This window comes from Acinetobacter modestus (assembly GCF_014636095.1).
Lineage (GTDB): Bacteria > Pseudomonadota > Gammaproteobacteria > Pseudomonadales > Moraxellaceae > Acinetobacter > Acinetobacter modestus.
The window spans coordinates 127,585-139,690 of the sequence record NZ_BMDV01000003.1 but is presented as its reverse complement, the minus strand read 5'-3'; the positions used below and the strand labels follow the sequence as shown (position 1 = coordinate 139,690).

Here is a 12,106-nt window from a genome sequence, read left to right as displayed (position 1 = left end):
AGGCTCGGCTTGGGGATTTTTAATTTAAGCAGTCTCAATTTCCCGCATGACCGTTTCAACCGAATATCGGCACCACTGCGACAGTTGCTCAATAAACTCATTTAATTGTGATGGATTAAAATGGCTGACAATCATATAACAAGCATTACCGAGAATTTTAAAACATTCATCCACCTGCTCGTATTGTTTAACCAGTAATTCAACCTCGATAAAAGCTTGCTGATCATTCATAAAGAGTTGAATAAACTGCTTATGTTCATACTTAATCGCAACCGTGTAATTTTTGATGATGCCTGCATCCATCAATTGAGCAATCCGCGCTCCAACAGCTTGCCCAGTACGGTGCACTCGCTGTCCTATTTCTTTATGGCTTAAACGCGAATCTTGTTTCAGCAATTCAATAATTTTCAGATCAATCGGATCAAGTTCAATATTCATTTTTCATTACGAAAGAAAACCAGCAACAATGCTTTCATTTGAATATAGCCGATTTCTGCGTTTCACCCTACTCTTGTTTTATCTTAACGCTGGAAGAAAAATTGATGAAACAAGCCTTACTGATTATTGATGTCCAAAACGATTATTTTAAAAATGGCAAAATGGAATTGGTCAATCCAGACCTTGCTCTAGCGCAAACCAATCTATTAGAAGATCATTTTATTCAAAACAATTTACCCATTATTTACATTCAACACATAAACCCTGCCTCTGCCAGTTTCTTTCAGGAAAATACAGTGGGTGTTGAATTACATCCACAACTTAAAGTCACAGATCGCTCACTGATTGTTGAAAAACATTTTCCCAATAGCTTTCTGGAAACCAATCTTCAAGCGTTGTTACAGCAGCATCAAGTTGAGCAGTTAGTGATAACTGGCATGATGACCCATGTATGTATTGATTCAGGGACACGTGCAGCCAAAGAACTTGGCTACCAACCGATTGTGATCGCCGATGCGACTGCAACCCGTGATATTGAACATGATGCTAAGATCGCCAAAGCAGCCGATGTACAAACTGCATTCTTATCTGCACTCGGTTTCTTTGCCACGGTACAAAACACTGCTGATTTTTTAGCGCACAATTAAATCATGCAGAAAAAAAGAGCGTTCCATCGAACGCTCTTTTTAAATTTGAATAGGTTTATCGGTTTGGATAAACCGTGGCAATCAGATGATCAACCACAGCTGGCTCAGCAAGGGTTGAGGTATCGCCTAAACTATCCAGTTCATTGGCTGCAATCTTTCTCAAGATACGGCGCATGATTTTACCTGAACGGGTTTTTGGCAAAGCAGGTGCCCAATGCAGTGCATCAGGGGTAGCCACTGGCCCAAGCACTTTACGTACCCAACTCACCAACTCCTTGCGTAGCTCCTCAGATTCCGCGACATCAGCTTGCAAGGTGACAAAAGTACAAATCCCTTGGCCTTTAATGTCATGTGGCATACCAACAACTGCCGCCTCAGCCACAGCTTCATGTGCGACTAATGCACTTTCAATCTCGGCTGTCCCTAAACGATGACCTGAAACGTTCAGTACATCATCAACACGCCCAGTGATCCAGTAATAGCCATCGGTATCACGGCGTGCACCATCACCAGTAAAATAATAGCCTTTAAAAGTTGAGAAATAAGCTTCAATAAAGCGTTCTGGATCGCCCCAAATCGTTCTCATTTGACCCGGCCATGAGTCTTTAATGACCAAATTACCTTCGGTTGCTCCGTCCAATTCATTTCCTTCGCCATCGACTAACGCAGGTTGTACTCCAAAGAATGGACGTGTTGCTGAACCCGGTTTGAGTGCAGTTGCACCCGGCAATGGTGAAATTAAAATGCCACCTGTTTCAGTTTGCCACCAAGTATCAACAATTGGACAACGACCTTCACCAACGACCTCGTGATACCAATTCCATGCTTCAGGGTTAATTGGTTCACCGACTGAACCCAGCAAACGCAAACTACTCCGATCACTTTCACGCACGTAGGCATCGCCTTCACGCATCATCGCGCGAATTGCAGTTGGTGCAGTATATAAAATCGTGATGTTATGTTTATCAATCACATGACCAATACGTGCCCAAGTTGGATATTGTGGAATTCCCTCGAACATGACCGTAGTAGTGGCATTACTCAACGGACCATAAAGTAAATAACTATGTCCCGTAATCCAGCCCACATCGGCGGTACACCAATATACATCATCTTCTTTGAGATCAAATACTTCTCTAAAGGTGGTGTTGACATAAACCAGATAACCACCTGTAGTATGCAGCACACCTTTTGGTTTGCCTGTTGAACCCGAGGTGTACAAAATGAATAGCGGATCTTCTGCTTTCATCGGTTCTGGTGGGCAGTGTTCGTCTACTTCCATAATCGCAAGGTGATACCAAACATCACGCTCAGCATTGAACTGAATCGGATTCCCTGTACGATGCACCACAATCACATTTTCGACACTACTGGTTCCATCAATTTCTAAGGCTGCATCTACATTTTCTTTCAGTGGAATGAGCTTGCCGCCGCGCATTCCAGCATCCGCAGTAATCACTAATTTTGCTTGGCTATCTTCAATACGACTGGCCAATGAGTCTGGTGAGAACCCACCAAATACTACACAATGCACAGCACCAATTCGTGCGCAGGCCAACATGGCAATTGCCGCTTCAGGCACCATAGGCATATACAGCACCACACGATCACCCTTGCGAATGCCTTGTTTCTTTAACACATTGGCAAAACGACAGACTTCATCGTGTAGTTCAGAAAATGAAATGATTTTATGACGTGAAGGATGATCACCTTCCCAGATAATCGCAGGCTTTAAAGGATTATCTTTAAGATGACGATCTAAACAGTTGGCTGAAACATTCAGTTCACCATCGGCGAACCACTCAATTTTGAAATTATCTGCGTTAAAACTTGTATTTTTAACCTGTGTGAATGGTTTGATCCAATCAATATTCTTTGCTTCCTGCGCCCAAAATACTTCGGGTTGCTCAATTGAATCCTGATAACGTTTGAAATAGTCTGCTTCCGAGATTCTTGCCATTTCTTTGAATTTATCAGGCACTGGGTAGATTTCTTTCATAGCTCACTTCCTTTGTTTTTTATTTCATACCTTAGATATACACATCTATTTTTCGGGTATGTTTTGTTTTCTCTTGCAGTATGGTCACCATTTACAAGAGCAAACAATGCGGCTTTGGTCGTAAGAATGTTATGCTTTAGCGACCAAATTGTTTTCAAAAATTTACTCAAAATAATTTAAATTTGAACTGCTTGTCTATGCTTTTTACTTTTAAAATAAGTGATTATTTTGATCATTGCTAAGACCTTAAAAGATTTAATAATCAAAAAATAGGAATTCATCATGTTCGATCAAACGCTATCTGCCCCCATTCAGCCTCAATACGACCACCCTTTATCTGCTAAAGGACGTTTTAATCGCTTAAGCTATCTAGGTTGGTATGGTTTACTGAGTATCAGTTGGACGGTTCTTTTCATTCTTATTGCCACAATTTCGGCGAGTCTAAGTGTAAATAACGTACAGATTCATGAACCAATCTTATCTGCATTTTCAGGAATCGGAGGAATTGCGCTGATTGCACTATGGTTTGCTGGCTTTTATTTTCAGATCGTTTTTTTAATCCGACGTTTACATGATCTGAATAAAACAGGGTGGCTATGTCTATTATTACTTGTGCCAATCATTCAATTCTTTTTTACACTTTACGTCTTATTTGCAGCAGGCACACCTCATCGCAATGATTATGGTGATGTCCGCCCATCCACCACATGGGAAAAACTATTTGCATGGATCATGATTATATTGAGTTTCATGATGATATTTGGCATGTTTATCTTTAGCTATTATTTTGCTAGCCCTGACTTTTGGGATACACCAACGCAAATCTTACAAAATACAACTGAGTATTTTTAATACTTTATCGAACAGCCAAATTTGAACTACTCAATAAATAAAACCGTTACGGAATTTATCATGCATGATCAGCATAAATTCATTATGATGGCTCCCCTAATAAATTCCTTACGTTGCGAAATAGAGATTTTCCCGTGGCAAATGAGCAAACGACATTAACTGAGGTCGCTAAAGATACTGGTGAATTGATTCATCAAGCAGGTGCAAAAACCACGCAAACGGTATTGGCACATACTGAAAAATATCATGATGCCTATACCACCATCGATAAAATTATGGATAGCTTTTGGGAGCGTGTGCCCTATATCTGTATTGCAATCACAGTATTTGTCATTTTTTGGCTACTGACTAAGCTATTTAAATTCTTTATTCGCAAAACTTTGGAAAACCGTAGCTACACCCGACAAAACTTAGTATTGGTTCTCAATCGTGTCGGAAGTACTTTTATTCTATTCTTTGGTTTTTTAATTGCATTGGTCATCGCTATTCCGGGTTTCACCCCAAGCCAGTTAATAGGAGCATTGGGAATCGGTTCTGTTGCGATCGGTTTTGCTTTCAAAGATATTTTCCAAAACTTGCTATCAGGTATCTTAATTTTACTCAGTGAACCTTTCCGCATTGGCGATGATATTGTTGTGAATGGTTTGGAAGGAAATGTTGAAGACATTCAAATCCGTGCGACTTTCTTACGTTCACCAGATGGTCGTCGCATCGTGATTCCAAATGCCACGGTGTATACCAGTGCAGTTATTGTGAATAACGCCTATCAACGACGTCGTTGTGAATTTGTCGTTGGTATTGGTTATGAAGATGATATGCAGAAAGCAAAAAAAATCATTATGGATATTTTAGACCGTAATCTTAATGTACTGAGCCAACCCGGTTTCTCGGTCAATGTCACCGCACTTGCAGATTTCTCGATTAATTTAACCGTCCGTTGGTGGGTAAATACCACAGAAACCACCACATCTGCATCAATTAGTGAAATTCAAGAATTAGTTGTAACAGCCTTCGATGAGAAAGGAATTTCGATTCCTTACCCAGTACAAGAAGTCAAAGTGTATCGTGGTGATCAATCTGATAATACAGAGAACTCAGATAAATAATCGCCCTAAAATATGTGATACTGCCGTTTCAGTTCGTAAAATTCGGTTGCCTAAGCTCATCGCTTGGCAGCCGTTTTTTATGAGCAGATCGACCTCATATGGAATAAATCCCCCTTCTGGACCAACGAGCAGGCAACATGAATGCTGAATCGCATGTGGCATCTGCTGTTCTGCATAAGGGTGTGCCACATAAGCAGGTTTTTCATCTGAAATAAATGTAGGCAAAACATCTTCAACAAAAGGTTTAAAGCGTTTATACAATTGAATTTCAGGTGCAATCGTGTCTCCTGCCTGCTCTAAACCTAAAGTCACATAATCATCGAGCTGCTGTAAGAATGGGCTTTGCCAATAGCTTTTATCCACGCGATAACTATGAATCAAACTGATCCGTTCCACACCTAAAGTCACAGCATCCATAATGATGCGACGTAATACTTTAGGACGTGGCAAAGCAAGAATTAAATGCACAGGTAACTTTGCTGGGATTGCTTCAACCTGAATCGGTCTTATGCGAATCTGTTGCTCAGAAATAGATACTACTTCCGTAATATAGCGTTGACCATTGCGCACGCCAACTTTTAAGGTATCACCACAATTCAACTGAATATGCTGTTGTAAATGTTGTAGTTGACGTTGATTTTCAATCTGCCAGATATTATCTGTTGTCGTAATTTGATTAGGTTCAAGTAAAACAATATTCATGACAAAGCTTTAAATTCTAGATAATGGTCAATCAATTGAATATGCTTTTGGAGAGAGCCTTTATTTCGTTGCAGAACCAATTCGGCCTGTTCAATCAATTGCTGAGTCTGTATTGGGTCATCTAAACAACTCAAAAGTTGCTGTGCTACTTGCACTGCATCTTTTCCAATCAAAATTCCGTGTTCAGCCACAAACTCATCCACGATACTTTGGAAATTAAAATAGTGTGGACCAATCACCGTTGGTACATCAAGCACCATCGGCTCTAGAATATTATGTCCGCCACCCGGCTCATTCAATGAACCACCAACAAAACAAACTTGACTGAGTGCATACCACAGCCACATTTCGCCCATACTATCGGCCAGAAAAACCTGTGTATCAGTTTGAATTGGCTGTTTAAGACTACGGCGTTGCGTATTTAAATTTAAACTCTGGCAAATTTTATACACCTCATCAAAGCGCTCTGGATGACGCGGTACCACAATACAGAGCAAATTTGGATTTGAATTTAAATGTGGTTGTAATTGTCTTAATAAATTTTCTTCTTCGGGTGAATGGGTACTTGCAAGTACAATCACCTGCCGACCTAGCAATTGCCAATCTTGTTTTAACTGTTCAGCTTTTTCTACATAAGATTGTGGTGCTGTAATATCAAATTTAATATTACCAACCACCTGACTCTTGGCTTGATCTAGCCCCAAATCCACATAACGCTGTTGTGTCGCGATGTCTTGAGCCAATAACCATGTGAGTTGCTGCAACATCGGCTGTGTTAAACGACGAACTTTGCCATAACCTTTCGCTGATTTTGCTGAAAGACGAGCATTCAATAAGATACATGGAATTTGTTGTTGCTTCGCTTGCGCGATCAAATTCGGCCAAATTTCAGTTTCAACTAGAGCAAGAAGTTTCGGTTGATACAAATCAAAAAACTGTTTCAGTAATGGTTTTTGATCAACAGGCAAATAGACTGCCTGAAAAAGTGCAGGATACTTTTGGGAAAATAAACTCTTAGCTCTGGCTTGTCCTGTTTTAGTGGTGTTGGTCACTAAAACTGTGTGTCCAAGTTTTAGATAGTGCTCAATCAAAGGTTGAGCAGCGTTAGTTTCTCCAACCGATACCACATGAAACCAAATCGTATTTAAATTTTTAGGGGGTTGAAACGGCCCAAACCGTTCTAGACATTCTTGCTGAAATAGCGCATCACTTTCAGCCCGTTGTTTAATTTTCCAACGGTATAAAGGCTTGAGACATATCAGTAAAAAGTTATACCAAAATGGTGTTTGCTGTACTGCGTTTTGCTGCGCCATCCTAGACCATAATTTAGAATTTGATTTCAGCTCATTATGCGGAAGTTTGATATGCATTGACAATTGATTATTGTATGTTGCACTTTGATTAAATATTTCTTTATAAGGAAAAATGATATCTTAGGACAGAGAATAATCCATTTTGAGAAAAACAATGCAATCTGATTGGTTCAAACAAATAAAGCAACCTTCTGATGAAACAACACAAGAATATCTACCCCGTCACCCATTTCAAATTATCCTCCCTTTTTTAATTCTAGCGTTACTGTGCTGTTTATGGGCGCTTCTAGCCAGTCACTTAGGCGCATTAATGAAAGCCAGTTTTTTACTTGTGGTTCCGTTTATTATTGGTGCACTGATTGTATATATCCAGAATTACCGAAAGGCTGTTTCCTTTATACAAAGTTTTAAAGTGATTATTATTTTCCTCGTTTTGCTCTTATTGTTCTCGATAGTTGTACTACATGAAGGTGCTATTTGCGTTGTAATTATGACCCCAATTTTATTGGGCGGTATGCTGACTGGCGCTTTATTCATGAAAGGGCTGTGTTACAAAATATGGAAACCCAATAAAGCCATTTACAGTCTCGTATTATTACCATTTATTCTGCTGCCTATCCCTGAGAAAACCCAACTGCATTATGATCATGTTGATCGGAGTATTCTCATCAATGCCCCTGCTAAGGTCATTTGGCAACAACTCAATCATGCCGACAATATTCAACCACATGAATTTAAACCAAGCGTGTTATACAGCATTGGTGTGCCTTATCCTGTTTCTGGGCTGACTAAACCAACGAATGAAGGATTGATCCGATATTCAACATGGCAAAAAAATATTCATTTTGAAGAAATCATTCAACAATCCAAACCTAATCAATATCTCAGTTGGACCTATCGTTTCTCTCCAACCTCCATTCCTCAAGGCGCGCTAGATGATCATGTCAGTATTGGAGGGAAGTATTTTGATCTTCGATATACCTCGTTTGAACTGACACCAATCAATGATCAGCAAACTAAGCTCACACTAAAAATTGATTATCGAATTAGCACCGAAGTCAATTTTTATGCCAATCAGATTGCACAATTGATGGTGCATGATTTTTCGAATGTGATTCTGGATTTCTACAAAAATAGAAGTGAACGCGCTATACAAACACACCAAACTTAAATTGTCAGAAACCTCCTCGCAGATTCAACCTGCTAGGAGGGTTTTGTTTTACTTAAGCTTCTAGCTGTTCAAAGGCTGGATAATCGGTATAACCCGCTGCACCAGCGCCATATAAAGTATCGAATTGAACCTGATTTAAAGGCAAATCATGTTCCAAACGTTCTAATAGATCTGGATTGGCAATATAAGCTAATCCAAAAGCCACGGCATCTGCTTGCTTAGTTTCTAAAATCTGTTTTGCTGAAGCTGGTGTTAATTTCTCGTTAGCAATCCACACCCCTTTGAATTTAGGGCGGAGTTGCGGCTGTAAACTATCTTCCGCTGCATATTCACGTGTGAAAATAAAACCAATATTACGTTGGTCTAACTGCTCAACCACATAACCAAAAGTCGCTAATGGATCTGCATCGCCCATATCATGTGAATCTGCACGTGGTGCAAGGTGAACACCCACACGCCCAGCACCCCAAACCTCAATAAATGCATCGACCACTTGTAATAATAAACGTGCGCGATTTTCAATCGAACCACCGTATTCATCATCACGATGATTGGTCGTACTTTGCAAGAATTGGTCAATCAAATAACCATTGGCTGCATGCAACTCAACACCATCAAAACCTGCTGCTTTCGCTAACTCAGCCGCATGTTTATATTGTGCGACGATTTCTTGGATTTCTTCATGCGATAAAGCACGAGGTGTAACGAAAGGACGTTTTGGACGCAGTAAACTCACTTCACCCGCAGGTTGAATCGCACTTGGTGCAACCGGAATATCACCATCCAATAAGTCAGGATGTGAAATACGACCGACGTGCCATAGCTGAACCACAATCTTTGAACCTTGCGCATGCACTGCTTCAACAATTTTGTTCCACGCTTGAGCTTGTTCTTGTGACCATAAGCCTGGCGTATTGGCATAGCCAACAGCTTTCGGACTAATCACCGTCGCTTCGGTAATAATTAAGCCCGCATTGGCACGTTGTTGATAGTATTCCACCATTAAATCGTTTGGAACACGCTCAACACCACTACGAGCTCTCGTCAAAGGTGCTAAAACCAAACGGTTTTTAATCGTAAAATCACCCACTTGTAACGCAGAATTTAGTCCAGCCATGATCGCCTCAACTTACACTTATTCACTTAAAGTGTTTGTTTTAAATGTTCGATGTATTGCTGAATCAAAGCTTCGTTTCTGGTGAAATAGGACCACTGCCCGTATTTCTCAACTTGAATCAAACCTGCCTGCTGTAACACAGACAAATGATTTGACATGGTTGATTGTGCAACTTTGCCTAGACGTTCAATATGACCTGCACATACGCCTCGTTCAAAACTGCCACCACATTCTTGCACCGGTAAAAATTGCTCAGGCTCTTTCAGCCATTGCAAAATCTGTCGACGTAATGGATTGGCTAAGGCCTTGCTTATAACATCAATATCCATAGACTCACCACGTTTCTCAACAGGCAAAGCTTTGTTCAGCATCTGAAATCATTATATCGATTTTTATAAATATTAATATCTATATTTTTCGATATTAATATCATATTTTTTCGATTAACTATCAAATGCTGAACGAGATTGCCGTTTTAAGTTAATTGAAACTTATAGACCTTGTTTCAAACTTGCTTCAATAAACCGATCTAAATCACCATCTAAGACTGCTTTAGTATTTGAATTTTCAATACCAGTACGCAAATCTTTGATACGCGAATCATCTAAGACATAAGAACGAATCTGACTTCCCCAACCAATATCTGACTTCGAGTCTTCCAATGCTTGAGCTGCTTCATTACGTTTGCTCATTTCTAACTCATAGAGTTTGGCACGTAATTGCTTCCACGCATGATCACGGTTCGCATGCTGTGAACGTTGGTTCTGACATGCCACTACGATACCCGTTGGTGCGTGAGTGAGACGAACTGCCGAATCAGTTTTGTTAATGTGCTGACCACCCGCACCCGAAGCACGATAAGTATCGGTACGGACATCCGATGGATTAATATCAATTTCGATATTGTCATCAATCTCAGGTGAGATAAATACCGCTGAGAATGAAGTATGACGGTTGTTATTACTGTCAAATGGTGACTTACGTACTAAACGGTGTACGCCGCTTTCGGTACGTAACCAGCCATAAGCAAACTCGCCATCGACACGGATAGTTGCAGATTTAATGCCTGCCACGTCACCATCAGACACCTCCATCAATTCAGCTTTAAAGCCATGACGTTCGATCCAACGCAGATACATCCGCAGTAACATCGATGCCCAGTCTTGTGCTTCTGTACCACCAGAACCTGATTGAATTTCAAGGAAACATGGATTTGGATCCATTGGATTACTAAACATGCGGCGGAATTCTAAATTACCTAAAGCCTGTTCAGCGCTATCAAGTTCAGCCTGAACATCTTCTAGTAAAGTTTCATCATCGGCTTCTACAGCCAGATCAAGCATGGCTTTAGCATCATCTAGCTGCTCTGCAAGACGATCAAATACACCTAAAGTATTTTCTAAACTGCCCTTTTCTTTCGCAATGGCTTGCGCACGACTCTGATCATTCCAAATCGTTGGGTCTTCTAGTTCTCTTAAAACTTCTTCTAAACGCTCAGCCTTTAGATCGTAGTCAAAGATACCCCCGTAGTGTTTGGCTACGATCAGATAAATCTTTCAGTTGGACTAAGTACGGATTAATTTCCACGCGTATTTTCTCACAATATTTTTCACTCAATCTAATATTTTAACATAACTGGTTTGTACGACACAGCCATGTCTTTTTAACTAAATTCAGCAGTTCATCAGATACATGGAAATGTGTTTTGCTTATATAATTTCATGTTTAAAATTGGCTCTGATTACACTAAAAATACGAATCAACACAATCTATCCTAAGTTTTAATAAATCAAAACACTAATTTTTTTTGTTTAAAATCAATTATATATTAATTAAAATTTACATTTTATCTACGTTTGTACCGTACAGTTACTTTCTTAAGATTGACGATTAAATAATTTTCTCTAGACTAAAAGTTGTAACAAAACGTGTAATTAATATTCATTTGGTTCATTATCTCAACAGGGGCATAACCATGAAAAAATTAGCAATAGCATCAGCACTTTTATCTGCGATTGCAGTAACAGGCACTGCTCATGCTTATCAAGCTGAAGTCGGTGGTTCATATACTTATACAGATCCGGATCATTATGATAACACTCATAGTTTTGGCGTAGATGGTACTTATTATTTCAATCCAGTCCAAACACGTAATGCACCACTTGCAGAAGCGGCGTTCTTAAACCGTGCTAGCAACGTGAAAGCCAATGTTAACTATGCCGACAATAGTGGCGTAAAAGATACAAAATATGGCGCAGGTGTTGAATATTTCGTACCGAATAGTGATTTCTATTTAAGTGGTAATGTCGGTCGTAGTGAGCTTGAAGTAGACAATACTGCCATCGATCAAAAAGTAACAACCTACGGCGCAGAAGTTGGTTACTTACCTGCTCCAGGCTTATTACTTGCATTAGGTGTGAAAGGCTACGACGAGAAAAATGGTAAAGACGGTGCTGATCCAACTGTACGTGCTAAATATGTCACTCAAGTTGGTGGAAAAGATGTCAACTTAGAAGCGTATGGTGCATTTGGTGATCTAGATGAATACCGTGTTAAAGGTGACTACTATCTAGATAAAACACTGAGTGTTGGTGCAGATTATTACAATAACGACCTAACAAATCGTGATGAATGGGGTATCTCTGCGAAGAAATTCCTGAATCAACAAGTGAGCTTAGAAGGTCGTGTTGGTTTTGGTGATGACTATAATACCTATGGTATCCGTGGTGCATACCGCTTCTAAGCAATTATGCTAGATAAA

General features: G+C 39.9%; 12 protein-coding genes. 5 read left to right on the top strand and 7 right to left on the bottom strand.

The features are described 5' to 3' along the window. Positions 1-24 precede the first annotated feature (24 nt). A complete protein-coding gene (locus tag IEV17_RS08790) occupies positions 25-438 on the bottom strand; it encodes an Lrp/AsnC family transcriptional regulator (protein ID WP_004659927.1) in 414 nt (137 codons plus the stop codon). Positions 439-542: 104 nt separating this feature from the next. Between IEV17_RS08790 and IEV17_RS08785 the strand changes: the two genes are divergently transcribed. Further along, a complete protein-coding gene (locus IEV17_RS08785) occupies positions 543-1,085 on the top strand; it encodes a cysteine hydrolase family protein (protein WP_004659926.1) in 543 nt (180 codons plus the stop codon). 55 nt (positions 1,086-1,140) lie between these two features. Here the strand turns inward: IEV17_RS08785 and acs are convergent, their stop codons facing one another. Next, entirely contained in the window at positions 1,141-3,084 is a 1,944-nt protein-coding gene (acs, locus tag IEV17_RS08780; RefSeq protein WP_004659924.1) for an acetate--CoA ligase, read from the bottom strand. 282 nt (positions 3,085-3,366) lie between these two features. Here acs and IEV17_RS08775 point away from each other — a divergent pair, with 282 nt between their 5' ends. Continuing rightward, entirely contained in the window at positions 3,367-3,936 is a 570-nt protein-coding gene (locus IEV17_RS08775; RefSeq protein WP_004659921.1) for a DUF805 domain-containing protein, read from the top strand. 134 nt (positions 3,937-4,070) lie between these two features. Next, complete coding sequence (locus IEV17_RS08770) at positions 4,071-5,042, top strand: mechanosensitive ion channel family protein (protein ID WP_004659919.1); 972 nt, start codon at positions 4,071-4,073, stop codon at positions 5,040-5,042. Here IEV17_RS08770 and IEV17_RS08765 read toward each other — a convergent pair. Together IEV17_RS08765 and IEV17_RS08760 are read right to left on the bottom strand one after the other, a co-directional pair. Further along, positions 5,031-5,744 (bottom strand): 16S rRNA (uracil(1498)-N(3))-methyltransferase, encoded by a 714-nt coding sequence (locus tag IEV17_RS08765; protein WP_004659918.1) that lies wholly within the window; start codon positions 5,742-5,744, stop codon positions 5,031-5,033. The genes IEV17_RS08770 and IEV17_RS08765 overlap by 12 nt on opposite strands. After that, positions 5,741-7,057 (bottom strand): 3-deoxy-D-manno-octulosonic acid transferase, encoded by a 1,317-nt coding sequence (locus IEV17_RS08760; protein WP_034600837.1) that lies wholly within the window; start codon positions 7,055-7,057, stop codon positions 5,741-5,743. Before IEV17_RS08760 ends, IEV17_RS08765 begins: the two co-directional genes overlap by 4 nt. Before the next feature lie 154 nt (positions 7,058-7,211). Between IEV17_RS08760 and IEV17_RS08755 the strand changes: the two genes are divergently transcribed. After that, the gene (locus IEV17_RS08755) at positions 7,212-8,228 is read left to right on the top strand and encodes an SRPBCC family protein (protein ID WP_004659914.1); all 1,017 of its coding nucleotides are present in this window, start codon (positions 7,212-7,214) and stop codon (positions 8,226-8,228) included. A gap of 52 nt (positions 8,229-8,280) precedes the next feature. Here IEV17_RS08755 and IEV17_RS08750 read toward each other — a convergent pair whose 3' ends face one another. From IEV17_RS08750 to prfB, 3 genes are all read right to left on the bottom strand, one after another. Further along, complete coding sequence (locus tag IEV17_RS08750; RefSeq protein ID WP_004659912.1) at positions 8,281-9,345, bottom strand: alkene reductase; 1,065 nt, start codon at positions 9,343-9,345, stop codon at positions 8,281-8,283. A 26-nt stretch (positions 9,346-9,371) separates the two neighbouring features. After that, positions 9,372-9,674: an ArsR/SmtB family transcription factor gene (locus IEV17_RS08745; protein ID WP_034601002.1), complete on the bottom strand. Its 303-nt coding sequence runs from the start codon at positions 9,672-9,674 to the stop codon at positions 9,372-9,374. A 162-nt stretch (positions 9,675-9,836) separates the two neighbouring features. Then, positions 9,837-10,932 (bottom strand): peptide chain release factor 2 gene (gene prfB / locus IEV17_RS08740; RefSeq protein ID WP_152630136.1). Its coding sequence is split into 2 segments (ribosomal slippage): positions 9,837-10,859 and positions 10,861-10,932, totalling 1,095 coding nucleotides; the frame shifts between segments, so codons are not numbered across the junction. Positions 10,933-11,320: 388 nt separating this feature from the next. On the opposite strand from prfB, the gene IEV17_RS08735 reads away from it, so the two are divergent. Beyond that, positions 11,321-12,088, top strand: coding sequence for a putative porin (locus IEV17_RS08735; protein WP_004659907.1), 768 nt, complete (start codon positions 11,321-11,323; stop codon positions 12,086-12,088). The last annotated feature ends 18 nt before the right edge of the window (positions 12,089-12,106 follow it).

Bases quoted from the DNA above. Each gene is read 5' to 3' on its own strand.
- IEV17_RS08790 (WP_004659927.1), bottom strand. From the start codon at position 438: ATGAATATTGAACTTGATCCGATTGATCTGAAAATTATTGAATTGCTG.
- IEV17_RS08785 (WP_004659926.1), top strand. From the start codon at position 543: ATGAAACAAGCCTTACTGATTATTGATGTCCAAAACGATTATTTTAAA.
- acs (WP_004659924.1), bottom strand. From the start codon at position 3,084: ATGAAAGAAATCTACCCAGTGCCTGATAAATTCAAAGAAATGGCAAGA.
- IEV17_RS08775 (WP_004659921.1), top strand. From the start codon at position 3,367: ATGTTCGATCAAACGCTATCTGCCCCCATTCAGCCTCAATACGACCAC.
- IEV17_RS08765 (WP_004659918.1), bottom strand. From the start codon at position 5,744: ATGAATATTGTTTTACTTGAACCTAATCAAATTACGACAACAGATAAT.
- IEV17_RS08760 (WP_034600837.1), bottom strand. From the start codon at position 7,057: ATGGCGCAGCAAAACGCAGTACAGCAAACACCATTTTGGTATAACTTT.
- IEV17_RS08755 (WP_004659914.1), top strand. From the start codon at position 7,212: ATGCAATCTGATTGGTTCAAACAAATAAAGCAACCTTCTGATGAAACA.
- IEV17_RS08750 (WP_004659912.1), bottom strand. From the start codon at position 9,345: ATGGCTGGACTAAATTCTGCGTTACAAGTGGGTGATTTTACGATTAAA.
- IEV17_RS08745 (WP_034601002.1), bottom strand. From the start codon at position 9,674: ATGGATATTGATGTTATAAGCAAGGCCTTAGCCAATCCATTACGTCGA.
- IEV17_RS08735 (WP_004659907.1), top strand. From the start codon at position 11,321: ATGAAAAAATTAGCAATAGCATCAGCACTTTTATCTGCGATTGCAGTA.